The 25131-nt window shown below is 70.0% G+C and carries 20 protein-coding genes; 10 read left to right on the top strand and 10 right to left on the bottom strand.

Features of this window, described 5'->3' with window-relative positions; all coding sequences use genetic code 11:
- Positions 1 to 31: 31 nt before the first annotated feature.
- Complete coding sequence (locus ABIA35_RS33040) at positions 32 to 1057, bottom strand: FecCD family ABC transporter permease (RefSeq protein ID WP_370360582.1); 1026 nt, start codon at positions 1055 to 1057, stop codon at positions 32 to 34.
- Complete coding sequence (locus ABIA35_RS33035) at positions 1054 to 2142, bottom strand: FecCD family ABC transporter permease (RefSeq protein WP_370360581.1); 1089 nt, start codon at positions 2140 to 2142, stop codon at positions 1054 to 1056. The genes ABIA35_RS33040 and ABIA35_RS33035 overlap by 4 nt, the downstream gene beginning before the upstream one ends.
- 105 nt (positions 2143 to 2247) lie before the next feature.
- Between ABIA35_RS33035 and ABIA35_RS33030 the strand changes: the two genes are divergently transcribed.
- The 7 genes from ABIA35_RS33030 to ABIA35_RS33000 all read left to right on the top strand — a co-directional run bounded on the left by ABIA35_RS33030 (position 2248) and on the right by ABIA35_RS33000 (position 10366).
- Positions 2248 to 3279: an ABC transporter substrate-binding protein gene (locus ABIA35_RS33030; RefSeq protein ID WP_370360580.1), complete on the top strand. Its 1032-nt coding sequence runs from the start codon at positions 2248 to 2250 to the stop codon at positions 3277 to 3279.
- A 47-nt stretch (positions 3280 to 3326) separates the two neighbouring features.
- A complete protein-coding gene (locus ABIA35_RS33025; protein ID WP_370360644.1) occupies positions 3327 to 4262 on the top strand; it encodes a siderophore-interacting protein in 936 nt (311 codons plus the stop codon).
- Between the two features lie 110 nt (positions 4263 to 4372).
- The gene (locus tag ABIA35_RS33020) at positions 4373 to 5818 is read left to right on the top strand and encodes an aspartate aminotransferase family protein (RefSeq protein WP_370360643.1); all 1446 of its coding nucleotides are present in this window, start codon (positions 4373 to 4375) and stop codon (positions 5816 to 5818) included.
- A complete protein-coding gene (locus ABIA35_RS33015; protein WP_370360579.1) occupies positions 5815 to 7119 on the top strand; it encodes a lysine N(6)-hydroxylase/L-ornithine N(5)-oxygenase family protein in 1305 nt (434 codons plus the stop codon). The genes ABIA35_RS33020 and ABIA35_RS33015 overlap by 4 nt, the downstream gene beginning before the upstream one ends.
- Positions 7116 to 7673 (top strand): GNAT family N-acetyltransferase, encoded by a 558-nt coding sequence (locus ABIA35_RS33010; protein ID WP_370360578.1) that lies wholly within the window; start codon positions 7116 to 7118, stop codon positions 7671 to 7673. Before ABIA35_RS33015 ends, ABIA35_RS33010 begins: the two co-directional genes overlap by 4 nt.
- A complete protein-coding gene (locus tag ABIA35_RS33005; protein ID WP_370360577.1) occupies positions 7670 to 9475 on the top strand; it encodes an IucA/IucC family siderophore biosynthesis protein in 1806 nt (601 codons plus the stop codon). The genes ABIA35_RS33010 and ABIA35_RS33005 overlap by 4 nt, the downstream gene beginning before the upstream one ends.
- Positions 9476 to 9496: 21 nt before the next feature.
- Complete coding sequence (locus ABIA35_RS33000) at positions 9497 to 10366, top strand: phytanoyl-CoA dioxygenase family protein (protein ID WP_370360576.1); 870 nt, start codon at positions 9497 to 9499, stop codon at positions 10364 to 10366.
- Here ABIA35_RS33000 and ABIA35_RS32995 read toward each other — a convergent pair.
- From ABIA35_RS32995 to ABIA35_RS32985, 3 genes are all read right to left on the bottom strand, one after another.
- A complete protein-coding gene (locus ABIA35_RS32995) occupies positions 10353 to 11045 on the bottom strand; it encodes a hypothetical protein (RefSeq protein WP_370335220.1) in 693 nt (230 codons plus the stop codon). The two genes, ABIA35_RS33000 and ABIA35_RS32995, sit on opposite strands and share 14 nt — an antisense overlap.
- A 43-nt stretch (positions 11046 to 11088) precedes the next feature.
- Positions 11089 to 12849, bottom strand: a complete 1761-nt coding sequence (locus ABIA35_RS32990; protein WP_370360575.1) for a carboxylesterase/lipase family protein — start codon at positions 12847 to 12849, stop codon at positions 11089 to 11091.
- Positions 12850 to 13020: 171 nt separating this feature from the next.
- Positions 13021 to 14184, bottom strand: coding sequence for a GNAT family N-acetyltransferase (locus ABIA35_RS32985; RefSeq protein ID WP_370360574.1), 1164 nt, complete (start codon positions 14182 to 14184; stop codon positions 13021 to 13023).
- Positions 14185 to 14435: 251 nt separating this feature from the next.
- On the opposite strand from ABIA35_RS32985, the gene ABIA35_RS32980 reads away from it, so the two are divergent.
- On the top strand, positions 14436 to 16268 hold the full coding sequence (locus ABIA35_RS32980; RefSeq protein ID WP_370360573.1) for a condensation domain-containing protein: 1833 nt from the start codon (positions 14436 to 14438) through the stop codon (positions 16266 to 16268).
- 80 nt (positions 16269 to 16348) lie between these two features.
- On the opposite strand, the gene ABIA35_RS32975 is transcribed toward ABIA35_RS32980, so the two are convergent.
- From ABIA35_RS32975 to ABIA35_RS32955, 5 genes are all read right to left on the bottom strand, one after another.
- Positions 16349 to 17278 (bottom strand): hypothetical protein, encoded by a 930-nt coding sequence (locus ABIA35_RS32975; protein WP_370360572.1) that lies wholly within the window; start codon positions 17276 to 17278, stop codon positions 16349 to 16351.
- 149 nt (positions 17279 to 17427) lie between these two features.
- Entirely contained in the window at positions 17428 to 19509 is a 2082-nt protein-coding gene (locus ABIA35_RS32970; protein WP_370360571.1) for a cellulose binding domain-containing protein, read from the bottom strand.
- A gap of 82 nt (positions 19510 to 19591) precedes the next feature.
- Positions 19592 to 20767 (bottom strand): cellulose-binding domain-containing protein, encoded by a 1176-nt coding sequence (locus ABIA35_RS32965; RefSeq protein ID WP_370360570.1) that lies wholly within the window; start codon positions 20765 to 20767, stop codon positions 19592 to 19594.
- Positions 20767 to 21582, bottom strand: a complete 816-nt coding sequence (locus ABIA35_RS32960) for a hypothetical protein (RefSeq protein WP_370360569.1) — start codon at positions 21580 to 21582, stop codon at positions 20767 to 20769. The genes ABIA35_RS32965 and ABIA35_RS32960 overlap by 1 nt, the downstream gene beginning before the upstream one ends.
- A 148-nt stretch (positions 21583 to 21730) precedes the next feature.
- Positions 21731 to 22777, bottom strand: coding sequence for a lytic polysaccharide monooxygenase (locus ABIA35_RS32955; protein WP_370335035.1), 1047 nt, complete (start codon positions 22775 to 22777; stop codon positions 21731 to 21733).
- A 370-nt stretch (positions 22778 to 23147) separates the two neighbouring features.
- Here ABIA35_RS32955 and ABIA35_RS32950 point away from each other — a divergent pair, with 370 nt between their 5' ends.
- Positions 23148 to 24593: a cellulose binding domain-containing protein gene (locus ABIA35_RS32950; protein WP_370360568.1), complete on the top strand. Its 1446-nt coding sequence runs from the start codon at positions 23148 to 23150 to the stop codon at positions 24591 to 24593.
- A 36-nt stretch (positions 24594 to 24629) separates the two neighbouring features.
- Entirely contained in the window at positions 24630 to 25118 is a 489-nt protein-coding gene (locus ABIA35_RS32945; protein ID WP_370335221.1) for an inorganic diphosphatase, read from the top strand.
- Positions 25119 to 25131: the final 13 nt, after the last annotated feature.

The raw sequence follows: 25131 nt of genomic DNA, 5'->3' as shown, positions 1-25131 counted from the left end.
CTCGTCTCCTTGTATTGGCTGTGCGCCACTGTCAGATCCGCCCCGCCTTGCGTCCGGCCGCCAGCAGCCAGATCAGATAGCCGCCGCCGAGCAGGCCGGTGACCACCCCGACCGGCAGCTGCCGTCCGGGAATCGCATGCTGCGCAACGAGATCGGCGCACGTGAGGAGCACGGCACCGACCAGCATCGAGGGGATCAGGTTCGGTCCGGGCGCGCGCGTCAGGCGCCGGGCGAGCTGCGGGGCGGTGAGCGCGACGAAGGACACCGGTCCGGCCGCCGCCGCGGCGAACGAGGTGAGCAGCACCGCGGCGGCCAGCGTCGCGAGCCGGACCCGCTCCACCGGGACGCCCAGCGCCCGGGCCACGTCGTCGCCCATCTCGATGACGTGCAGAGCCCTGCCGCAGCCCACGATCACCACCGGCGCCAGTACCGCCATGGCCACCGCCAACGGCACCACGTCGCTCCAGCTCCGGCCGTCCAGGCTCCCCGTCAGCCACAGCATCGCCCGCGCGGCGTCCATCAGCTGGGCCTTGGTCATCAGATAGCCGTTGACCCCGCTCAGGATCGCCGAGACCCCGATGCCGACGAGGATCAGCCGGTAGCCGTGCACGCCCCGGCGCCAGGCCAGGACGTACACCCCGACTCCGGTCGCCACACCGCCGGCCACCGCCCCGCACGCCAGCGCCAGGCTGCTGCCGCCGGCCACCACCACGACCAGCGCGCCGGTCGCCGCGCCCTCGGTGAAGCCGAGCATGTCCGGACTGCCCAGCGGATTGCGGACCAGGGACTGGAAGGCGGCGCCGGCGAGCGCCAGCGCGGCCCCGACCAGCAACGCGGTCACCACGCGCGGCAGGCGCAGCTGCACGACGATGAAGTGGTCCGCCATCGACCCGCCCCCGGCCAGCGTCCGCAGGACCTCGCCCGGCGGGATCCGGTAGTCGCCGCTGCCGAGGGTGACGACCATCGCGGCGAACGCGAGCAGAACACAGGCGATCGAGGCGGCCAGGGCCCGGGGCCGGTAACGCACCGACAGCGCGGTGGTTCGCAGAACCCTCATTCCCGTACCGCCTTCGCGCGCCGCAGGAAGTACAGGAAGACCGGGCCACCGACCACGCTGGTGACCACCCCGACCTGGATCTCGCCGGGCCGGGCCAGCACCCGCCCGAGCACGTCGGCGCCCAGCAGTGCCACCGGAGCCAGTACGGCGCAGTACGGCAGCAGCCAGCGCAGGTCCGGGCCGGTGATGGTGCGCACGACGTGCGGCACCATCAGCCCGACGAACACGATCGGCCCGCAGGCCGCCGTAGCCGCCCCGCACAACAGAGTCACCGCCACGATCGCCGCCGCGCGCACCGCCGTCGGCCGCGAACCCAGCGCGCGTGCCGAGTCCTCGCCGAGGGCCAGGGCATTGAGCGGCCGGGCCAGGACCAGGGCGAGCACCAGGCCGACGGCGACGAACGGCAGGACCCTGACGACCGTCGAGGACGTGGCGTCGGCCAGCGACCCGACGGTCCAGAACCGCATGGCCTCCAGCGACGCCGAGTCCAGCAGCATCGCGGCGCTGACGAAGGAGAACAGCGTGGCGTTCAGCGCGGCGCCGGCCAGGGCCAGCCGGACCGGCGTGGCCGAGCGGCCGCCGCCGACCAGGTAGCCGGCGGTGGTGGCGATCGCCGCGCCGCCCAGGGCGAACCATATGTAGCCCTCGAAGGTCCCGATCCCGAACAGCCAGATGGAGGTGACGACGGCGGCCGAGGCGCCGGCGTTGATGCCGAGCAGTCCCGGGTCGGCCAGCGGGTTGCGGGTCAGCGCCTGCATCACCGCGCCGGCCAGGCCCAGGGCCAGCCCGACGATCAGGCCGAGCAGCGTGCGGGGCAGCCGCATCCGGTGCACGACGGTGTAGTACGGGGAGCCGGAGTCGGCCAGGCCGTGCCACACCTGGCCGGGCGAGAGCGACTTGGCCCCGAAGCAGATGCTCAGGACCAGGACCGCCAGCAGCAGCACGGCCGCGACCGCCAGGCCCGCGCCTCGGTTCAGGGTGCGGCGGGCGGCCGGGCCCGGTGGGCCTCCGGGTGTCGGGACGGCGGCCTCAGGGGCCTGCGGTGGTGCGGTGGCGGACAAGACCGGGCTCCGGTTCGACGGCACGGAGGGGGGCGACCCCCCTTGGGCGAGTGGTGAGGTTAGGCTAACCTAACTTCACCGGCGCCGGGTATGCGCCCCCTTCCTTTCCCCTGCACGAAAGCGACATCCATGGCTTATTCACCATCAGCGTCCGTTTTGTCCCGTCGTGGCATGGTGGCGACCTTCGGCGGCGGCGCCGTCGCCACCGTCCTCGCGGCCTGCGGCAGCGGCGGTAGCAGTGGCACCAGCGGCAAAAGCAGTCCCAGTTCCTGGTCCTTCACCGACGACCGGAAGCAGATGGTGAAAGCCCCCTCGGCGCCCACGAGGGTCGTCGCGTTCACCGGCACCGCCGCCGCGCTCGTCGACTTCGGCCTGGACCACCAGATCGTCGGCGTCTTCGGGGAGACGACGCAGGCCGACGGCAAGGCCACGGCGCAGGCCGGCGACCTCAACGTCGGCAAGGTGACGGTGCTGGGCAACGCCTGGGGCGAGTTCAACGTCGAGAAGTACGCCGCCCTCAGCCCCCAACTGCTCGTCACGCACATGTACGACCCCGGGAAGCTCTGGTACGTGCCGGACGAGAGCAAGGACCAGATCGCCAAGCTCGCCCCGAGCGTGGCGATCAACGTGGCCAAGGTCTCGCTGCCCACACCGATCCAGCGCTACGCCGAGCTGGCGCAATCGCTCGGGGCGGACCTGAACGCCAAGAAGGTGACCGACGCCAAGACCCGGTTCCAGACCGCGGCCGAGACGCTGCGCACGGCGGCCAAGGCGGCCGGCGGGCTGAAGGTCCTGGCCGCCTCCGGCAGCCCCGACACCTTCTACGCGTCCAACCCGGACATCGCCGCGGACCTGATGTACTTCGCCGAGCTCGGCGTGGATCTGATCGTCCCGAACAAGCTCGACTCCGGCGACTACTTCGAGAGCCTGAGTTGGGAGAACGCCGACAAGTACAAGGCCGACCTGATCCTGCTCGACAGCCGCTCCACCGCCTTGCAGCCCGCCGCGCTGGCGTCAAAGCCGTCGTGGACCGCGCTGCCGGCGGTGAAGGCCGGCCAGGTCGCGCCGTGGGACGCCGTGCCGCGCTTCTCCTACGCCGGCGCCGCTCCCCTGCTGGAGAACCTGGCCAAGGCGATTCAGAATGCGAAGAAGGTGAGCTGACGACCATGGCCTCCTCCTCCTCGGTGACCTCCTCAATGGCCTCCTCGATGACCGCGGTGCTGGCTGCCGCCGAAGCCGAATCAGCCTCCGCACTCGTGCACGGCAAGTTCCGCTTCTTCCAAGTCCGCGTGGTCGCCACCTGCCGGCTCGGGCCCTCGATGGTCCGCATCACCTTCGGCGGCGAGCAGCTGCGGGACTTCGACAGCGGCGGCCGAGACCAGAGCTTCTCGCTGTTCCTGCCGCAGCCGGGGCAGTACGCGCCGACAGTCCCCTTCGACGCCGGCGACGACTGGTTCGCGCAATGGCGGGCGATGCCCGAGCACGAACGCGCGATCATGCGCTCGTACACCGTCCGCGCCCAGGACCGCCACCGCCACGAGGTCGACGTTGACTTCGTCCTGCACTCTCCCGCAGGGCCCGCGTCACGCTGGGCCGCCGAGGCCGTACCGGGCGATCGGGCGGTGCTGCTGGGGCCGGCGTTCGAGGACAACCGCAGCATCGGCTTCCAGCTGCCGGAGGAGACGGACTGGGTCCTGCTCGCCGCCGACGAGACCGCGCTGCCGGCCGCCGCCGCGATCCTGGAATGGCTGCCGGAGGGCTTGCGCGCCCGGGCCTGGATCGAGGTCCCGAACCTCAAGGACGTCCAGGAACTGCTCAGCCCCGCCGAGGCCGACATCACCTGGCTGATCCGCGACCCGTTGCGGCGGCCAGGAACCTTGCTGACCGAGGAGATCCACGGCACGGCCTTCCCCGACGGCGCGCCGTACGCGTGGATCGCCGGCGAGTCGGGCATGGTCAAGACCCTGCGACGCCACCTGGTCGGCGAGCGCGGCATCGACCGCAGGCGGGTGGAGTTCTCCGGGTACTGGCGCTTGGGCGCGACCGAGGAGGATCTGCGGACCGAGAAGATCTCCGCAGCTGAAAAGATCTCCGCAGCCGAGCAGAGCTCTGTGCAAGAGCAGAGCGCCGGTGGTGCTCAGTGAGCCCCCAGGCCTCCGCCGTCGCGACCGCGCGCGCCATCTTCTCCCCCGCCGTCGAGGAAGCCGCCGGGCACCTGTTCAACGACCGGACCCTGGACCGCTACCGGCACAGCATGGCCGAGGGCGTCGACCGCGTCGCGGACCGGATCGCCCGCACGGACCGGCCCTTCACCGGCGTCTCCCCCGGCGACCTGGCCCCCGGCGTGTCAGGCGTCGATCTCGACCGGCCGCTGGCCGATCCCTCGGCGGCGCTGGACGAGCTCGAAGAGCTCTATCTCCGCGACGCCGTCTACTTCCACCATCCGCGCTACCTCGCGCATCTCAACTGCCCGGTCGTGATCCCGGCGCTGCTCGGCGAGGCCGTCCTGACCGCGGTCAACTCCTCGCTGGACACCTGGGACCAGAGCGCGGGCGGGACGCTCATCGAGCGGCGGCTCATCGACTGGACCGCCGGGCGGATCGGGTTCGGCCCGGCCGCCGACGGGGTGTTCACCAGCGGCGGCAGCCAGTCGAACTTCCAGGCGCTGCTGCTGGCCCGGGAGGAGATCCTGGCGAAGGCGACCGCCGCCGTATTGGCACCGGGACACCTGGTCGCGCCTTTCGACAGCAGGCGCGATGTCATGGACCGGCTGCGCATCTTCGTCTCCGAGGCCGGCCACTTCAGCGTCCGCAAATCGGCGAAGATGCTCGGCCTGAGTCCGGACGCCGTGGTGAGCGTCGAGACCGACGCCCGCAAACGGATGCGTCCGCAGGCGTTGGAGTGGGAGCTGGAGCAGTGCCGCTGGGCCGGCTTCATCCCGATGGCGGTCGTGGCCACCGCGGGCACCACCGACTTCGGCTCGATCGACCCGCTGCACGCGATCGCCAACCTGTGCGCGGAATCCGGCGCCTGGTTCCACGTCGACGCCGCGTACGGCTGCGGTCTGCTCGTCTCCCGCTCCCGGCGCGGCCTGCTCGGCGGGATCGAGCGCGCGGACTCGGTCACCGTGGACTTCCACAAGTCGTTCTTCCAGCCGGTCAGCTCCAGCGCGCTGGTCGTCCGCGACCGCGCGGTCCTGGCGCACGCGACGTACCACGCCGACTACCTCAACCCGGCGCGCATGGTCGAGCAGCGCATCCCGAACCAGGTCGACAAGAGCATCCAGACCACGCGCCGCTTCGACGCGCTCAAGCTCTGGATGACGCTGCGGATCATGGGCCCGGACGCCGTCGGCGCGCTGTTCGACGAGGTCGTCGACCGGGCCGCGCAGGCCTGGGTGCTGCTCACCGTCGATCCGCGCTTCGAGGTGGTGACCCGCTCCCAACTCAGCACCCTGGTGTTCCGCTACCTGCCGCCGGAGGGCCCGGACCGGGACCTGGCCGACGGCGCGAACCTGTACGCCCGCGAAGCCCTGGCCGCCTCCGGCGCCGCGGTGGTGGCCGGGACGAAGGTCGGCGGGCGGCACTACCTGAAGGTCACGCTGCTGAACCCGCAGACCACGGTCGACGACATCGCGCACGTCCTGGACCTGATCGCGGACCACGCCGCCGAATACGTCGAGCGCCGGAGAACCTCTTGAGCACGCACGACTTCATCGCCATCGGGCTGGGCCCCTACAACCTGGGCCTGGCGTGCCTGACCGAGCCGATCGACGGACTCGACGGGCTCTTTCTCGAGGCCCGTCCCGAGGCCGGCTACGCCTGGCACCCCGGGATGCTGCTGTCCTCGGCCACGCTGCAGACGCCGTTCATGGCCGATCTGGTCACGCTGGCCGATCCGACGTCGCCGTACTCGTTCCTCAACTTCCTGAAGGAGACCGGACGGCTCTACCCGTTCTACATCCGGGAGAACTTCTACCCGGTGCGCGCGGAGTACGACGAGTACTGCCGGTGGGCCGCGACCCGGCTGCGCAACGTCCGCTTCGGCCGGACGGTGTCGCGGGTCGAGTACGACGAAGCAGAAGCCTGCTACGCCGTTCGGTCGGTCGACGCCGACAGCGGTGCGGTCATCGAGGACCGCGCACGGCATCTGGTGCTGGGGACCGGGACGCCGCCGCACATCCCAGAACCCTGTCGCGGGATCGGCGGCGACCTGGTGCACAGCGCGGACTACCTCGCCACCAGGGAACTGTTGCAGAGCAAAGAGAGCATCACCGTGGTCGGCAGCGGCCAGAGCGCGGCCGAGATCTACCTGGACCTGCTCGCCGGCGCCGGAGCCGACACCTACCACCTGAGCTGGGTGACCAGATCCCCGCGGTTCTTCCCGCTGGAGTACACCAAGCTCACGCTGGAGATGACCTCGCCGGACTACGTCGACTACTTCCACGCGCTGCCCGAGGCGACCAGGTACCGGCTGGAGGCCGAGCAGAAGGGCCTGTTCAAGGGCATCGACGCGGTGCTGATCAACGAGATCTTCGACACGCTCTACCTCAAGAGCGTGCGCGGCCCGGTGGCCACCCGGCTGGTGACCAACACCGAGCTGCGCGGCGCGTCCTACGACGAGCCCGGCGGCACCTACACCCTGGACCTGCACCACGAGGAGCAGGACCGCGGGTTCTCGCTCGCGACGCAGGGGCTGGTCCTGGCCACCGGGTACCGCTATCAGGTCCCTGTCTTCCTCGAACCGGTCCGGGACCGCATCCGCTTCGACGGCGGCGGACGCTTCGACGTCGCACGCAACTACACGATCGACGTGGCCGGACGGGAGATCTTCCTGCAGAACGCCGGCACCCACACGCACAGCGTCACCTCCCCGGACCTGGGCATGGGCGCCTACCGGAACTCCTGGATCATCAGCGAGATGCTGGGCCGGGACTACTACCCGGTGGAGAAGTCCATCGCGTTCCAGGAGTTCGGCGCGCCGGACGGACTGCCCACATGATCACATTCCGTCCGGTCGATGTGGACTCCGACGCCGAGATCGAGATGCTGCACCGCTGGGTCACGCATCCCAAGGCGCAGTTCTGGCTGATGCAGGACTTCGATGTCGAACAGGTGCGCCAGGAATACCGACGGATAGCCGAGCATCCACACCACGAAGCGTTCCTCGGACTGATAGACGGAAATCCGGCGTTCCTGGCCGAACGCTACGACCCCGGCCGGGTCGAGCTGGTCGGCTTGTACGAGCACGAAGACGGCGACGTCGGCATGCACTTCCTGTGCGCGCCGACCGACACGCCGGTCCACGGCTTCACCCGGGCCGTCCTCACCGCCGTGCTGGCATGGATCTTCGCCGATCCGGACGCGCTGCGCGTGGTCGTGGAGCCGGACGTGCGCAACACCGCCGTCCAGGCGCTGAACGCCGCTGTCGGCTTCCGCGTCGTCGGGCCGATCGCCAAGCCCGAGAAGCAGGCGCTGCTGAGCGTCTGCACCTGGCATGACTTCCAGGCCGCGACCACTGCAGCTGTCATTCCGCGCATAGGAGCCTTCGAATGAACCCCCGCGACGCCGTCCGCCATCTGACCCCCGAGAACTGGGAGCGCGCCAACCGGCTGCTGGTACGCAAAGCGATCGCAGAGTTCTCCCACGAGCGGCTGCTCACGCCGAAGCCGTTGGCCGGATCCGACCAGGGTTTCGCAGTACACAGCGACGACGACACCGTGGAGTACCGCTTCACGGCGAAGGTACTGGCGCTGAACCACTGGCAGGTCGACGCGGAGAGCATCGTTCGCATCCGCGGCGGCCGGCAGGCGCCATTGGACATGGCCGACTTCTGCATCGAGCTGCGCGACACGCTCGGCCTGAGCGACTCGGTGCTGCCGGTATACCTGGAGGAGATCGCCTCCACGCTCGCCAGCGCCGCGTACAAGCTGAGCAAGCCGCCGGTTTCCGCGTCCGAGGTGGCGCGCGCCGACTTCCAGCGGATCGAGACGGAGATGACCGAGGGGCATCCCAGCTTCGTCGCGGGCAACGGCCGGCTCGGTTTCGGCGTGGACGACTTCCGGCGGTACGCGCCGGAGGCCGCGCATCCGGTGCACCTGATCTGGGTGGCCGCGCACCGCGACCGCGCGGCGTTCACAGCGTGCGCGGACACCGAGTACGAGAGCTTCATCCGGGCCGAGCTCGGCGAGGAGTTGCTGGGGCTGTTCGGCAAGGTGATGGCCGGGCTGGGGCTGGATCTGGCGGACTATCTGCTGATCCCGGTGCATCCCTGGCAGTGGTGGAACAAGCTGTCGGTGACGTTCGCCGGGGACATCGCCCGGCAGTACCTGGTCTGTCTGGGGCCCGGCGATGACGAACACTTGGCGCAGCAGTCGATCCGGACGTTCTTCAACGTCACCGATCCCTCGAAACACTATGTGAAGACGGCGCTGTCGGTGCTGAACATGGGCTTCATGCGCGGGCTGTCGGCCGCCTACATGGAAGCTACGCCGGCCATCAACGACTGGCTGGCCGCGCTGATCGCCGACGACGCCGTGCTGAAGCAGACCCGGCTGTCGGTGATCCGGGAGCGCGCGGCCGTGGGCTACCGCCACCGGCAGTTCGAGGCGGCGACGGCGTCATCGTCGCCGTATCGGAAGATGCTGGCGGCGTTGTGGCGCGAGAGCCCGGTACCGGCGCTGGAGCCGGGGCGGCGGTTGGCGACGATGGCCGGTTTGCTGCACGTGGACCGGGACGGCGGCTCGCTGGCGGCGGCGCTGATCGCGGAGTCGGGGCTGGCTCCGCAGGTGTGGCTGCGGAGGTATCTGGACGCGTACCTGACGCCCTTGCTCCACGCGTTCTACGCGTACGGCCTGGCGTTCATGCCGCACGGCGAGAACGTCATCCTGGTCCTGGACGGCGGCGCGGTGGAGCGGGTCGTCTTCAAGGACATCGCCGAGGAGATCGTGGTGATGGACCCGGAGGTTTCGCTGCCGCCGAGCGTCGAGCGGATCCGGGCGGAGGTGCCGGAGGAGGTCCGGCTGCTGTCGATCTTCACTGATGTGTTCGACTGCTTCCTGCGGTATCTCAACGCGATTCTGGCCGAGCGGGAGGTCCTGGCCGAAGATGTGTTCTGGCGGACGGTCGCCGAATGTGTTCACGCCTATCAGGACTCTTATGGCGGCTCCTCACCTGAGCTGGCGGACCGGTTCCGGCGTTTCGACATGTTCGCACCACAGTTCGATCTGTCGTGTCTGAACCGGCTCCAGCTGCGCGACAACGAGCAGATGCTGGATCTCACCGATCCCTCGGCGGCGTTGCAGTTGGTGGGGACGCTGGACAACCCGATCGCCCCCTTCGCCCGGTTGGCGGGCTGAGGGGCCGGGTACGACTAGCTGGTGTCAGAGCTGCGCGTGGCCAACGACCACCTCGGCGATCCGTCGCGCCTTCGGGCCCTGTTCGACGACCAGGGATACCTGTTCTTCCGCGACGTCCTGGACCAGGACGCGGTGCTGGCCGCCGGACGGCAGGTGGTTCGAACACTGATCGAACAGGGACTCGTCCAGCGCATGCCGTTGTCGAATGAGGACGACGCCAGCCTCCAGGACGCGCTGAACGCGCAGCAGCTCTGGGAACGACTGGTCACCACCCCTTCGGTGGCGGCCTTCTTCACGAAGGTGGCCGGCGCGCCGGTCCGCTTCATCCCGCTGGCGCGCTACCGCGTCATGGCACCGGGCAGCGCGACCCTGACCCATCAGGACGCACTGCTCAATCCGGGCTTCGACATGACGACCGCGTGGATCCCGCTGATGGCGGTGGACGCCGAACTCGGCGGCCTGGCGGTGGCGGAGGGCAGCCACCGCCGGGGCTGCGTGCCGTTGGAGGAGCTGCCGCCGCTGGAGGATCTGTGGCGCGGCGCCGTGTACGAGCCGGGCGACGTCGTCCTCATGCACGAGGCACTGGTCCACACCGGACTGCCGAACCGCTCACCGGACGGCTTGCGGCTGTCGATCGACGTACGGTTCCAGAACCCGGCGGCCCCGCCGGCGGTCGTCGGGCACATCGCCGAAGTGGACGCGTCCTCGGTGCGCATCGAGGGCGAGGACGGCAAGAGCGTGACGCTCGGCTTGGACGCCTCCACCCTGCTGCGCGGCGCGTCCGGGCAACGGATTCCCCTGGCGGAGCTGACGGAATCGGAGCTCGCGCCGGGTCAGCGTGTCATCGCCTCGCAGCGGGACGGTACCGCGGTGATGGTCAAGGCGCTGTAGGCACCACCCACGGAAAACCATCGGGATCCGCGGCGATGCGCGCTTGCAGATCCTCGTCCCGGTGACCGCGAATCCGGTCCAAGAACGGGAAATCCTCGGGACCCACCGCGAGCTTGGCCAACGGCTCGACCGGCACGGGGCTCGCGGCCTGCGCGACGTGCACCTGGGTATCGCCGAAGCCGGCCACGAGCGGCGGCTGGGCTTCGAAACTGCTCGCCGGGAGTAGGTAGACCGTCCCTTGGCGCCACGGCTTCTGCTGGAGTGCCGTGTCGCTGATGGAGAAGTAGTAGAACGGATCGCTGAGCCCGCCGGTCTGCGAGGCGAGCCGGACGCAGGAGTTGACCAGCATCATCGGATGGCGCTCGCGGTCCAGCACCGCGTAGTACATCGGCCACAGGCCGTCGGCTGCGGCGAAGACCGCGCGGCGGTTGCTGAACTCGAGCGGATCGTCCGGCTGGCGGGGCTCGAACCTGGCGATGGCGGGGTCGCCCGAGCCGTGCAGGACCAGGCCCGCCCGCTCCGCCACGTGGGAGAGGAACTGCCATTTCGGCAGATCGAGCCGGTAGTCGATGCAGTGGCCCGGGCCCTGTTCGAGGGCCCGGGCCACCAGCTGGTCGACCGCCGCCAGCGTGTCGCCGTCGCGGCGCAGGTCAGGTCTGCGGAGCCAATAGGCTGGCATGTCCACCGCGGCACCTTACCGCGCATGCGTCAGGCAGTCGCCCCTAACTCTTGGCCGAAGCCGAAGCCGAAGCCGAAGCCGGTGCTGATGCCGCCGCCGGTGCCGGAACCCACGGCTCGAGATCCCACGCCGGGAACGAGAACGCGTCCCACATCGCGCGCTCGGCCTCCTGCGGCCCGTCCTGCACGCGCTCCGGGACGTCCCAGATCTTCGTGGCGCGGGTGGCCGGGGTGTAGCTCGGCCAGCCGGGACGGCCGTCGCGGGCGAAGCCGGACCACGCGTCCATCATGTCCCGGGACAGGGTCGTCAGCTGAGGGCGTCCGGCGGCCAGGGTGGCGGCGCCGCGCGGGTAGTCGGCGATGTCCAGGTTGCCCAGGACGAAGGGCACCTCCTCGGTGTGCATCGCGCCGAGGTTCTGGGCCTCCGGCAGGCCGCTGACATAGGGGACGTGCCAGTCGAACTGGTAGACGTACGTGGGGCGCCAGCGGTATTGGGCCTGGGCCATGCGCAGGGTGGGGACGCGGAACATCTGGTCGGTGAGCATGGCGTTCACCACGCGGCCCGGGGGCAGGCCGGGGCGGTCGGCGGCGTACCGGTCGAACATCGCCTGCTTCTGCGGGGCCAGGACCGTCGGGAAGCTGCGGTAGGCCGACAGGGGCAGGTCCAGGACCTGGGGTGCGAACAGGGCCCAGTAGTCGGTCTCGTTCTCGGTGGTGCCGACCATCAAGTCCACGTGCCGGGCGCTGCCCGCGGCGATGCGGTCGTCCACCGGGCCCGGGATCAGGGTGCCGTCGATCGAGGGGCCGAAGAACAGGGCATCGGCGAGGCCTGACACACCCTGCTGCGCCTTGTTCTGCAACTCCATCAGCTGCTGGGTGCTCATCGCGTCCAGCTGGGCCACGCTGGTGATACCCCCGGTGCTCAGCAGGTGGGCCGCGGCGTCGCGGGCGTACTGCTGGGTGTGGACCAGGTAGCCGGGGCCGCTCTCCACGATCGCGCGCCGGAAGAGGCGTTCGGGGTGGTCGCCGGCCAGGAGGGCGGAGATGGAGATCGCGCCGGCCGACTGGCCGAAGACGGTGACATCACGCGGATCGCCACCAAAGGCGCGAATCTGGCGCTGGACGAAGGTCAGGGCCGCGATCTCGTCGCGCAGGCCGTTGTCGCCCGAGCCCGCGTAGCGCCGGTCCAGGCCGCCGAGTTCGGTCCAGCCCAGCATCCCGAGCCGGTAGTCGACGCTGACCACGACCGCGTCGCCGCGTGCCGCCAGCGCCGAGCCGTCGAACACCGCCTCGTTCGCCGCGCCGAACTCGTCCGCGCCGCCGTGCAGGAACACCAGCACCGGCTTGTCCGCACCGCCGGAGCGCGGCTGCCAGATCTGGGTGTAGAGGCAGTCCTCGCTGCCGCCGCCCGGGCCGCTCAGGTCCTGCGGACAGCCCGGCTTGGCGGCGGTCGCCTGAAGCGTGCCGCGCCACCGCGCGGACGGAGCCGGCGGCAGGAAGCGGCGGGCGCCGGTCGGCGGCGCGGCGTACGGGACGCCCAGGTAGGCGCAGGTGGCGCTGTGGGCCAGGCCTTGGACGCGGCCGAGCGTGGTGGCGGCGTCGCAGTCGCGGCTGCTCGGCACGCGGGACGAAGCAGCACCAGACGAAGCGGCACCAGATGACGAAGTACTAGACAGTGCAGCACCGGACGACGCGGCACGGCCCGCAGCCGCCGCCGGGCCGGCCGCACAGAGCACGCCGCCCAGCAGCAGGCTCAGCGCGGCCGCCATCGGCCACACCCTGCCCCTGATGGTCTTGTGGAACACGGAGCGATCCCCTTCATACCGACGGCCGGGGCCCGAGTGATCCCGGCCGTCCCAGCTTGGCGATCGGGGACCGGCGAGGGCATCGGCGCGCGGGTGGAAAAAGGGATCTCCACCCGACAGGGCTAGGGACGCAGGTGGGCTGCGCGGCTCCACCCCGCGGGTGGAGGTGTTTCAGCGCCGTATCAGACGCAGACGCAGACGCTTCACGGCCTTCGATGTGAGAGCCCGGCCCCGGATCGCCCCCAGTCCGGCGGCTCCCCAGAATCCGTTCGCCAGCACGATACGGACGCTTCGGACCTCGTTCGGGGACAGCCGGTACTTGTGCGGTTCGGTGCCGCGGAGCAGCGACAGCTCCGGTATGCCTCGTTCGGCGGCCATCGTCATCGCGGCGCGGGTGAGGGCGACGGACACGTCCACGCGGGACCGCAGGGTCGGCAGGTAGCCGTACAGGTAGCCGCCGACCATGGATCTGCCGACGACGAGGAGGTCGGAGGCGACGTGTTCCACCTCGAGCGTGTCCTTGTTCTTCAGGCTGAACTCCGCCAGGACGGCCTGGAACCCGACAGTCTCGCCGGCCTCGGTCGACGCCCGCAGCACCGTGGTGAGATGCCCCCGGAAACGCTCGGTCAGATGCTCCGTGTTGACCGGACGGTCGGCCCATTGTTGGCGGTGCAGCTCCAGGAACCTGGCCATCGCGTCCTCGGCCTCGGCCGACGGGATCAGGCGGGCTTCCAGGCCGACCCGGTCGAGCTCACGCAGCCTCCGGCGCAACTGCTGCCGGAGCTTGGTCGTCTCGATCGACTCGACGTGCTCCCCCATCGGCACCCCTGGAAGAGACAAGCACACCTCGCCGGGGGCCTCCATCGCCGCGCCCCGCCAGCCGTCGCGCACCCGGGCCAGGACGCTGCCGGGCCGCACATCGGGGAAGTCCAGCACGTCGAAGCGCAGCTCCCCGCGGATCGCGGCGGCCAGCCGCCCGACGATGGCGCGCGCGTCCGGCACGCCGTCACCCGAGTCGTCGACGAGGACGTCGCAGAAATCCGACTGCTCGACTCCCACCGGCCGCAGCACCCGCCACAGCCACTGCCGGGTGAGCACAAGAGCCGCCGCACCGACCAGCACACCCCGATACCGCACGCTGACCACACGCAGCCGACCACTCGCCGGCCCGTACCACCGGCACCATGACGAGAGCCAGATCCGTGACTGGAACGGAGTCGCCGCCGAACAGCGCAGGAAAAGCCGGTCCCACTCGGCGCCCAGCGCATCGAGTGCCTCGGCCCCCGAGGTGACGTCCGCGGTCCAGCCGGTGTCCCGGCTCGTCGATTCCGCCATCACCTACCCCGTGGTTTCAGCTGTGGGTTCGTCTCCCCAGGAACGTGTGGCGTCCCGACGGGCGCGCCGCTGCGCGTCAGATCCTAAGCCACGCTCAGCATACGGCCGTGTCCGGGCCTTGGTAGGGGGTTAGTCGACGGTTTCGATGGTTTGCCCCAATGGGCAGTGTTTCGCCGGAAGCGGCTGCCACTCCCCGAGACAGTCCTCCGAACCTATCGACGACTGCTGATATGAACGGGATATGATGCGCTATGCATCTTGGCTCGCACCTGGCCAGCGGGCACGCCCCGGAAACAGAGCCCGCGTTCATCCCCTACGACCCCGTCGAGCTCGACGAGGGCCACCAGCTGGATCCCGCAGCTGTCGAGAAGCGCATCATGGACGCCGCACCGCAGGTTGACGCCTGTCTCGTCGCCTCGGCGCGGCTGCGCGGGCGTGTGCAGACCGACGTCCTGCTGGCGTTGCGGCCCGGCACCGATCCCGACGACGACCACGAGGGCGCGGTCCTGGCCGCGCTCAGCGGGGCCGAGGCGGCAACGCTGCGGCGGGTCCTGGTGCTCGGCGCCGACCGGGAGCTGTCGGCCGACGAGCTCGAGCATCGTCGAACCCTGATCTGGCAGCAGCAGGTCGCCGAGATCGCCGGGGCGCGGCTGCCCGGGGTCGGGGCCGCCGTGGATCCGGTGCCGGCGCCCACGGAGCGCGTTCCGGTGGCGTTCGCCGGGGACGGGGAGGGGGTCGCCGGGCTCAGCTGGGGGCAGCACGAGATCTGGCAGTCCATGACCCGGCAGGGGAACTGGCTGCCGCTGGGCGGATGGCGGCCGGTGGATCCCGGGACGACAGTCGAGGCGATCGCCGAGGAGCTCGCCTATCTGCACACCCGGTTCCCGTCGATGCGGACCCTGATGCGCTTCGACCCGCAGGGCCGGCTGACGCAGGAGCTGTTCGCCTCCGGAACCACGGAGCTGGACATCTTCGACCTGGACGCCGACGCCGCCCCCGAAGCCGTCGACGAGCTCGCCGCCGCCGTCTCGGCGCACTACCAGCACCAGCCCTACGACCTGCGCAACGAATGGCCGGTGCGGATGGGCGTGGTGCGGCAGGGCGGCGAGGCCACGCGGATGATCGTCGCCATGCACCACATGGCTTTGGACGGCGGCGGGGCCGAGACCATGCTCCGCGACGTCGCGACCCGGTCCACCGAGCCGCCCTCCGGGCTCCAGCAGCTGGAGCAGAGCGCCTGGCAGCGCTCACCGGCCGGCCGCCGGCACAGTGACAGGACCCTGCGGCACTTCGCCGACATCCTGCGGGCCATGCCGACCCCGACGTTCCCGCCCTCGGACGACCCGCGCCGCCCCCGCTACTGGAGCGCCGAGTACTACTCCCCCGCGCTGCGCCCGGCGCTGGCGGCCCTGCGCGAGCGCACCGGCGCCGACCCGACCCGGATCCTGTTCGCGGTGTACGGGATCGCGCTGGCCCACGTCACCGGCGTGCATCCGGTCATCTTCCGGCCGGTCATCGGCAACCGCTTCCGGCACCAGCTGGCCGACGTCGTCTGCCACGCGGCCCAGGCCGGACTGGTCCTGCTCGACGTCGCCGACGCCACCGTCGAGGAGGTGATCGAGCGCGCCGGCCCGTCGGCGATGAACGCGCTCAAGCACAGCTACTTCGATCCGGAGCAGCTCAACGAGATGACCGAGGCCATCGGCCGGGACCGCGGCGCCGAGCTGGACATCGCCTCGTTCCTGAACGACCGCCGCGTGGCCCCCGCGGCCGACGCCGCCGCTACCGCAGCCGCAACCGCGCCAGAAGCCGACACCCCGGCCGCACCGACCGCACCGACCGCCGAGGACTTCGCGGCGGCGCGCGCCGCGAGCCGCTTCACCTGGACCCAGCGCCGCAACGACCCGGTGGAGCGGCTGTTCCTGCACGTCGACGACGGCCCGGACGCCGTCACCCTGCTCGTCGAGGCCGACACCCGCGGCATGTCGCCGGCCCAGATCGAGCACCTGGTGCGCGAGATCGAGGAGGTCGCGGTGACGGCGGCGACGCAACCCGGGCTGAGCACGGGGATACCGGCACACTGACGGCATCGCGGGACGTTCCGCAAACGTGTCCGCGTGCCCTGATACGGCGTCGGGACCTGATACGGCGTCGGGACCTGCCTTCACCCCGCCTGTGAAGGCAGGCCCCGGCGCACCACACGGCGCTTGGCGGCCGACAGCACGGCCAGCACGAGGAACCCGACGCCCATCGCGGCCGCCACGGCGCCGAACGAGCCGAGGCTGAAATACGGGTCGGTCATCTCCTCCACCAGCTCCGGGGCGAGACTGCCCATGATGGCCGCCGCCGCGGCGACCGGCCACACCGGCGAGCTCCAGGCCTGGACACAGACCGCCAACCCCGAGGCGAGCAGGATCGCGTACATGACTTCGTTGCCGGTCACCGGGACGACCCGGTGCACCACCGCAGGCAGTATGTGAGCCAGGCTCGCACCGCCGAAGGCGATCGCGGGAATCAGGGCCGCGAGCCAGCGCCGGGAGTGGCGGACCGGCGCGGCGCCACGCCCGAAGGACAGCATGACCGCACCGGCCGTCACCACATAAGGAATCGAGCCGTACAGTCGCGCATTCGCCAACGTCCCCATCGCGAACGATCCCGCGGTGAGAGTGGAGCCGGCCGCCAGCGCCACGACCAGCGTGATGCCCGTACGCCGCCACCCCGCGACCAGCGCCACGAAGGCGACAAGCCAGCCGGCCTGGGCAAAGGCAATCCATTCCCGCGCCGTCCCCATCCGCAGCGCCGACGGCACACTGCCCGATGCGTACAGGGTGAACCGGGCCATGAGGACCGCCTCGACGATCCCCTGCATCGCCATCAGCAGAACACTGAGCAAGGCCACAATGCGGACGGCCTCGACACGGTCGGCGGCTTCCGCCGACTGGTGATCCATCCCGAAGCGGGCCCGGACCCCCAGCCCGGCCAGGCTGAACACCTCGCCGACCTTCGGCCACTGCTGCCCCGGACCACTCTTGTCCATGAGCACGGCGTGCAGTTCCTCACCGCGCTCGGCTCGATACACCTTCGGCAGAACCATCAGAAGCCTGCGATAGCGCCGCTGGAGAACTTCGCTCGTGCGATCCCCCGCCGGGTCACTCGATGAACTCATGGACGATATATATCGCCTGCCGAGCTATAGCCGCAAGCGGGTGCGGCTATAGCCCGGGTGATCGCGGGGCCCTGTGATCAGGAGCTGTAGGTCGTCGTGCAGACCGTGCCGTTCAGGCTGATCGCCGCCGGAGAGGGATACGCTCCGGTGTTGTTCCCGGCGAACCCGATGCTGGCCGAGTTGCCGCCGTTCGCCGCCAGGTTCGCGTTCCAGCTCAGGCTGGTGGCCTCGACGTTCTGGCCGCTGCCGGACCAGTTCGCGTTCCAGCCGGAGGACAGGCTCTCGCCGGTGCTCGGGAAGCTGAAGGTGAGCGACCAGCCGTCGATCGGGGCGGGCCCGGTGTCGGTGACGGTGAGCGCGGCGACGTAGCCGTTCCCCCATCCCGTCGTCACCTGGTAGTCCACGGCGCAGGTACTGGCCGCCGGCGTGCCGGTGGTGAAGGCCAGCGGGTCCGAGGGCGGCGACAGGTTCCCGTTCTGGTCGGTGGCCAGTACGTTGAGGGTGTAGCCGGTCCCGGGCACCAGGTTGGCGATCGTCGCCGAGGTGGACGTCGACTCGGCGAGCAGTTCGCTGGTCGTGCCGAACTGCCGGTAGACCTCGTAGCGGGTGGCCGTGCCGCCGGTGGACGGGGTCCAGCTGACCGTCGCCTGCGTCCCGGTGACCTGCGAGACGGTCGGCGTACCCGGCGCCGTCAGGGTGCTGACGGGGTTGCCGGACGGGGTCAGCACGACGGTCTCGATCGAGTACGGCGGCAGGGTCTGGACCGCCTTGCTGCCGACGGCCGCGGACGTGATCGAGGTGGCCTCGTCGCCATAGGTGTAGACGGTCGGCGTCGCGGTGCTCGGCGTGTACCCGGCATAGTGCAGGTTCACCGTGTAGGCATTGGCAGGGTCCTTGTTCACCAGCATGACCGCCAGGTTCCCGTTCGCCTGCTTGACCGCGTGCGCGGCGACGAGCTGCTGGTCGGTGCCGGCCCGGACCATCTGATCGCCGGGACGTCCGAGCTTGCTCAGCATGCTGATGGCGTAGTAGCTCGGGAACGGCGTGTTCATGGCCGGTTCGCAGACAGAGCCCACGCAGGTGCCGCTGGACAGCACGCCCCAGTCATCGTAGTCCGTGGCGCCGTCGGGCGCGGTGCTGATCTGGGTCGGTCCGTTGTGGGTGTCCCACCAGTCGACGGTGAACACGCCTTGTTCCAACGCCGTGAGGTAGGTGTCGGCGCCGAACAGCGCGTCCGGCTGCGTGTCCTCGTCGACGCCGGCGTTCACCTCGGTGAGCGCGACCCCGAGATGAGAGGCGTTCGCCCCACCGTACTCGGCGATCTCGCTCCGCAGCTGCGCCAGCTCTCCCGGCAGCTGTGCCGGTTCGCCCAGCGCGGTGGCGGCACCGCTGCCGTTCGGATACCAGTGCACGATGACGAAGTCGACCGCCGAGCCGGCGATCGAGAGCACCTGCCGGTTCCAGTCGGCCGAGTCCCCGGAGGCCACCACGCCGTCCGGCCAGTTGCCGGGCAGTGTGAGCACGGCGCCCACCTTGATCGTGGGGTCGACCGCCTTCATCGCCTTGCTGTACTGGATGACGTTCTGGGCGTAGGTCGCAGGGCTCTTACTGTTGTGGTCGTCGGCCTCCCAGCCGTTGCCGTAATAGCCGTTGCCGTAGTTCTCGTTGCCGACCTCCCAGTACTTGTCGCCGTAGCCCTTGGTGACGTTGGCGTACTGGACCCAGTCGGCGGCTTCCTGCGGCGTGCCGGTGCCGTAGTTGGCGATCAGGATGGGCTGGGCCCCGATCTTCTTGACCGTGCCCATGAAGGAGTCGAAATCGGTGCCGGGGGCCACGTAGCCGCCGGGAGCGGTGTTGGTCTGCCAGTTGTACATGTCGCCGTAGGAACCGCCGGGGTAGCGCAGCATCCCGATCCCGGCCTGGCCGAGCAGGCCCTGGACCGCCGGGGTGTTCATCTGGCTGTCCCAGACCGCGCTGTTGAGGCCGTAGCCGGTGGCCGGGATGGTGCCTAGGCCTTCCAAGGTGTTGACGGTGACGTTGACCGGTGCGGCGTCCGCGGCGGTGGATGCCGAGGCGTTGCCGGCCGGGCCGGTGGCCACGACGCCGGTGACGGCGAGCAGCCCGGCAGCGGCGGCCGTGCCGAACCTCCCACCGCTCATGAATCTCCCGCCACTCATGAATCTCCCCACTCTCAAACCAATGACTCCCTTCGATGAAGCGGTTATCAGGGGATGGCAAACCTCAACAGCCGATCCGGCTCGTGCTCAGCACCACGTCGTCGAACCACAGGGTGTCGTCGCCGCTGCTGTAGTTCTCCCAGCCGAGCTTCAGATCGGTGAGCTGCGGACGCCATGAGGCCCCGGTACCGGACAGCCACTGGTCGTCGACGTCCGGCGTGGACACGCCGTCCTCCGTGAGGCCCGCGACCGGGCTGCCGTTGTACCAGGTGTGGATCTGGCCGCCGGCGCCGTCCACGGAGAACTCCAGGCACTCCCACGCCCCGGTCGGGAACACGACGCTCTGCGCCACCCCGGCCGGGCTCTGGTCCGGCAGCGTGGCGTCGTCGGACTGGCGGTTCCACATCAGCGCGCCGTTCTGGGCGCCGAGGCGCAGGTCGGTGTTGCCGTGGGCGGAGTCGTTCATGGCCAGGAAGGTGGTGTGGTTGGTCGGCAGCGGCGCGGTGTGCTTCATCCAGAAGCGGACGTACCAGGTCGGTGCGGCGGTCGCCATGTCCGTCGAATCGCCGGCGAAGACGTGGTTGCAGTACGTTCCGTGGCCGTCGATCTCCAGGGACTTCACGCCGGAGTGCTCCTGCGCGCTGGTGATCGCGGCGGTACCGGTGCCAGAACAGCTCGGGGTGACGACGGACCATCGGCCGGAGGGCGTGCTCGTGGTCTGATTCTCGAAGCCGTCGCAGAACACCGCGCTCGCCGGACAAGGTCCGCTGCTCGGCTGGCTCGAAGGTGAAGTCGAAGGTGAGCTGGAAGGCGAGCTCGGCGTCCCGATGCCGCTGCACGGCACCCCGTTGAACGCGAAGTTTGCCGGCGCACTGTTCGTCCCGGAATACGTGGCCTGGAAACCGAACCCGGCCGTGGCCCCAGACGCGACCGATCCGTTGTACGGCTCACTGGCGGCGCTTACCTGCTGACCGCTTTGGCTCAGCTGCGCGTTCCATCCGGAGGTGACCTGCTGGTTCCCGGTCCACGACCAGGTCGCCGTCCAGGCGCTCACCGCCGGGCCGTTGTTGGTCACCGTGACATCGGCGGTGAAGCCGGTGCTCCACTGGTTCACCTGATAGGTGACCGTGCAGCCGGCACCGGCGCCCTCGGCGGGTCTGGATCCGAAGACGAACATCGCCGACAGGGCCAGAACGGCCGCAGCCACCAAGGCCAGCGTGCGGATGCTGCGCACATACATCAGGGCACCTCCACTGTGAATGCGGCCGTATGCTCGACCCCTGAGGTCTCGAACTGGACGAACAGTCGCCACGTGCCGGACTCGGGGAAGAGGATCTGCGCCGTCAGGGCTCCGGCACCGCCGGCGCCTCCGGCGGAGCGTCCGGTGGACAGCGCTCGGGCGAAGGCCGCGTCTCCGGTGTGGAACGCGGTCAGGTGCGCGTAACCGTCGAGCAGCCGGTCGAACTGCTGGACGGCCTTTTCGTCCTTGGCGACGGCGACTCCGAGGTCCGTCTCAGATCCCTGACGCGGCGAGCCGGTCAGTTTGAGCGTGTAGCCGTCGGCGGTCGCCGTGTCGGTCGCCGGAGGCAAGGGGGCGGCAGCAGCAGCGGCGCCGGACACCGTCAGCGGCTGGGACAGCGAGTACGACAAAGGGGTCCCGGCGCTGGAATCGGGCGCCGCGAACGTGATGTAGGCGCGGTACGAGCCGGCCGTCAGCGCCGGCAACGGGACCGTCCAGGTCCCGTCGGCGCGCATCGAGGCGGTCAGCTGGTGGAAGTCGCCGAGGTCGCTCCGGACGAGATAGAACACCAGGAGCTGGCCCTCGTACGGCTGGAACCGCGTGACGTTCTTACCGCCGGGGCCGGTGATGTGGAACGTGTACTGCGCGGGCGAACCCGCTGCCATCGTGGCGGCGCCGGCGACGTAGGAGTAGCCGCCGACAGCGCCGTGCAGGCCGTTGTCGGCGGCCACCGCCGCAGCGACCTTCGGACCGCTGGGGGATCCCATGCCCGGCATGTCCATACCGTTCGTGCCGCTCATGCCGTTCATGTCCATGCCAGACATGCTCTTGGCCCCCGACGAGTGACCGCAGGCCGCCAGCGCACAGACGAGCGCGGCGGTGACCACCACACGACGGAGCCGTGGGCGAACCGGCATGGACATGACAGGACCCTTCATCGCAGGAGAAATGGACGGGCTGGTCCTACGGACTGGTGCAGGACAGGCTCTCCGGCTGGGTCGGAGCGCTCGTCTGGTTGGCGACGAAGCCGAAGTTCGTACTGGCTCCGGCGGCCAGTTGCGAGTTCCAGTCCGCCGACTTCATCGAGGCCAGCGAGCCGGACTGCGACAGCGTTCCGTTCCAAGCGCTGACCACGGTCTCGCCGTCGGCCAGGACCCACCCGACCGTCCACTTGTTCATCGGGGTGGTGCCGGGGTTGGTGACGGTGATCTGGGCCTGGAAGCCCCCGCTCCAGGAGTTGGTCACCGAGTACGTGGCCTGACACGGCGTCGAGGGCGGCGGCGGGGCGGTCGCGCCGATGCCGGTCACCTGGCCGGTGCCGCCGTCGAACACGACGTCCGAGCAGCCGTAGAAGGTCTCGGGGCTGTCGGAGCGGGCCCAGACCGAGTAGATGATGTGGCGGCCGGTCTTGTTCGCCGGCAGCGTCGCGTTCCAGTAGTAGTAGCTCTGCAGCGTCGCCACGGTGCCGGTGTTCGCCGGGTTCGTGATCGTGGAGAACGGCGCCGGCTCCAGGTCGGCCCAGGTCAAGGGCTTGGTCTGGTCCCAGCCGTCCTTGGTGATGTACAGGCTGAACGTGCCCGGGTGCGCGGCCCACCGGTTGTAGTCGATCGTGATGTCGCCACCGGCGGTCAGGTGCGTGACCGGCCAGTCGGCGCTGACTTGGTCGAACCCTGAGAAGTCGTAGTAGTTGCTGTTGCCGCTGCACAGCTTCCCGTCGGGGATGAACCCGACTGTGCCGCCGCTGGTGGTCCCGCTGCGGTTGCCGACCGCGAACCAGTTGTAGAGCGGGGTGGTGCCGCTGGTGGCCACCGCCGACTGGCAGGCCGGGTTCTGCGGGACGATCTGGCCGGTGGAGGTCAGGCCGTCCTCGTAGCAAAAGAACGTCCGGCTGCCGGGGACCATCATCGCGCCGTGCGCCGAGGCCGTCGGCGCGAGGGTGACGGTGGTCCCGATCAGGCCGGCCAGCGCGAGCAGCACGCCGGCCAGCTTCCTGGGGATCTTTCTGCTCACATCGCTCGCCTTTCCATTCGCCTCTCCACAGATACAGATGTGGCGGACTGTGTCGGGCGGAGCGTAGCTCCGCCGCCGCGCACCGTTACGCGGCGGCGAAATCATTGCTCGGCGGGCGGTCCGTCGAACGCCGTCGAACGGGCATGTCAGAGGCCGTACTGGCACGGGCCGGCTCGTCGCGGCTCGGAGGTGGTGCCGCGAAAGTTTCGCAGGACAGCCGCGGTGACCTGCGGGGTCTTCGCAGAGCTTTGACGCTGCTCGAACCGGCGGCGGACCATGCCACTGCCCGGGCCCGCCGAGAAGCCGACCCGGCCGCGCCGCGAACACGGACCCGACCGCAATCCACGGACCCGACCCAGGAGCCACCACCGTGCGCCACATCAGACCGGCCTCATCACCGCCGCAGCCCAGCCACCGCCGACGCCGGCGCGCGATCCTGCGCACCGCCCTGGCCTCAGCCGCCGCGCTCATCGTGGCCGTGGCCGCCGCGCTGCTCAGCAGTCCGGCCCAGGCGCTCGGCGTCGGCGGCACACCCTCGCCGGTCACCGGCAACGCGACCCACTTCGACGGGCTCGGGGCGCCGTACGGGGGTTGCGGCATGCCGCAGGCGAACCTGGACTCGCAGGACTTCATCGCCTTGAACGTCTTCAACACCCCGGGGAACTACGGCCAGTTCCCCCGGCCGGTGCCGCCGGCGCAGGCGGGCATCCTGGGCATGTTCGACAACGGCCTGAACTGCGGCCGCTGGGTGAAGGTCAGCATCGGCGACTTCTGCACCGGCACCAACGACGGCGCGCAGAACGAGCCGTTCTGCCGCAACGGCTCGTGGACCGCCGACAAGTACAACGGCGCGACGCTGAACATGCTGGTCGCCGACAGCTGCGGCGACTCCAACGCCTGGTGCCGCGACGATCCGTACCACATCGACCTTCACACCGACTCGATCAACCGCTTCCAGCTGAACGGCGCGGCCGTCGGGGACCTGCTGGACCACTGGAACAACCGGCAGGTGACGTGGCAGTTCATCAACGCGCCGAACTACAGCGGCGACATCAACATCGGTTTCATACAGGGCGCGCAGGTGTACTGGCCGGCGATCTCGGTGTCGCACCTGGCCAACGGGATCCACGGCGTGCAGTACTTGTCGGCGAACGGGACCTGGGTCTCGGCGGCGATGGACAGCGACATGGGGCAGGCCTACATCATCGGGCCGACAGCCGCAGCCGGGTCCGGTTACCAGATCCGGGTGACCGACGCGTCGGACAACCTCATCAACGGCGGCCAGGTGTACAGCTTCTCGCTGCCGTCCTCGTGCGGGAGCAACTGCGGCGCGGCCTACACGCCGGTCACGTACACGACGACGCCGGGATCGGGATCGGGTTCGCCGAGTTCGCCGAGTTCCAGCCCGAGCTCCACGCCGAGTTCGAGCGCCTCCTCGCCGCCGAGTACGCCGAGTACGCCGAGTACTCCCAGTTCTCCGAGCACGCCGAGTTCGCCCTCCAGCTCCGCGGCCGGCGCCGGCTGCTCGGTGACCTCTTCGGTGACCGGCTCCTGGTCGAGCGGCTACCAGCTCGCGTTCACCGTCACCAACACCGGCTCGACCGCCACCTCCGAGTGGGCGGTGCGCTTCTCCTTCGCCGGGTCGCAGACGATCGCCAACTCCTGGAACGTGACCGCCGCCCAATCCGGGCAGGCCGTCACCGCGAACTCCGTTTCCTACAACGGATCCCTGGCCCCGGGGGCCGCGACGTCGTGGGGCATGGTGATCAACGGCGCGAACCAACCACTCAGCAGCATTTCCTGCGTTTCCTCCTGACCCAACCCGGGTACCGCGTTCGACGTGAAGACCATGATGCGATTCGACGTGGTGATCGAGATACCGGCCGGTTCCCGGAACAAGTACGTCATGGACCACCGTCTGGGCCGCATCCGGTTGGAGCGGCAGTTGTTCACCTCGACCAGCTATCCGGCCGACTACGGGTACATCCCCGGCACGCTGGCCCTGGACGGGGACCCGCTGGACGCCGTGGTGCTGCTGGAGGACCCGGCGTTCCCCGGCGTGGAGGTGTCGGTCCGGCCAGTGGCCGTCTACCGCTCGCACGACGAGAAGGGCGAAGACAACAAGATCCTGTGCGTTCCGGCGGAGGATCCCCGCTATGCGGACCTGCAGGACCTGTCCGACGTGGCCCAGGAACGGCTGGACGAGATCGGGCACTTCTTCGACATCTACAAGGACACCGAGCCCGGGCGGCAGGCGCAGCCCGGCACGTGGGCCGACCGCGCCGCCGCCGAGGCGGTCATCGCCGCCGACCGCAAGCGGCTGGCCGACTCAGAGAGCTGACAGGGTCCGGAAC

The sequence above is a fragment of the Catenulispora sp. MAP12-49 genome (assembly GCF_041262705.1).
Classification (GTDB): domain Bacteria; phylum Actinomycetota; class Actinomycetes; order Streptomycetales; family Catenulisporaceae; genus Catenulispora.
This window is presented reverse-complemented; position numbering and strand designations above follow the sequence as displayed.

Bases quoted from the DNA above. Each gene is read 5' to 3' on its own strand.
- ABIA35_RS33040 (WP_370360582.1), bottom strand. From the start codon at position 1,057: ATGAGGGTTCTGCGAACCACCGCGCTGTCGGTGCGTTACCGGCCCCGG.
- ABIA35_RS33030 (WP_370360580.1), top strand. From the start codon at position 2,248: ATGGCTTATTCACCATCAGCGTCCGTTTTGTCCCGTCGTGGCATGGTG.
- ABIA35_RS33025 (WP_370360644.1), top strand. From the start codon at position 3,327: ATGACCGCGGTGCTGGCTGCCGCCGAAGCCGAATCAGCCTCCGCACTC.
- ABIA35_RS33020 (WP_370360643.1), top strand. From the start codon at position 4,373: ATGGCCGAGGGCGTCGACCGCGTCGCGGACCGGATCGCCCGCACGGAC.
- ABIA35_RS33010 (WP_370360578.1), top strand. From the start codon at position 7,116: ATGATCACATTCCGTCCGGTCGATGTGGACTCCGACGCCGAGATCGAG.
- ABIA35_RS33005 (WP_370360577.1), top strand. From the start codon at position 7,670: ATGAACCCCCGCGACGCCGTCCGCCATCTGACCCCCGAGAACTGGGAG.
- ABIA35_RS32995 (WP_370335220.1), bottom strand. From the start codon at position 11,045: ATGCCAGCCTATTGGCTCCGCAGACCTGACCTGCGCCGCGACGGCGAC.
- ABIA35_RS32985 (WP_370360574.1), bottom strand. From the start codon at position 14,184: ATGGCGGAATCGACGAGCCGGGACACCGGCTGGACCGCGGACGTCACC.
- ABIA35_RS32980 (WP_370360573.1), top strand. From the start codon at position 14,436: ATGCATCTTGGCTCGCACCTGGCCAGCGGGCACGCCCCGGAAACAGAG.
- ABIA35_RS32975 (WP_370360572.1), bottom strand. From the start codon at position 17,278: ATGGTTCTGCCGAAGGTGTATCGAGCCGAGCGCGGTGAGGAACTGCAC.
- ABIA35_RS32970 (WP_370360571.1), bottom strand. From the start codon at position 19,509: ATGAGCGGTGGGAGGTTCGGCACGGCCGCCGCTGCCGGGCTGCTCGCC.
- ABIA35_RS32965 (WP_370360570.1), bottom strand. From the start codon at position 20,767: ATGTATGTGCGCAGCATCCGCACGCTGGCCTTGGTGGCTGCGGCCGTT.
- ABIA35_RS32960 (WP_370360569.1), bottom strand. From the start codon at position 21,582: ATGGACATGAACGGCATGAGCGGCACGAACGGTATGGACATGCCGGGC.
- ABIA35_RS32945 (WP_370335221.1), top strand. From the start codon at position 24,630: ATGCGATTCGACGTGGTGATCGAGATACCGGCCGGTTCCCGGAACAAG.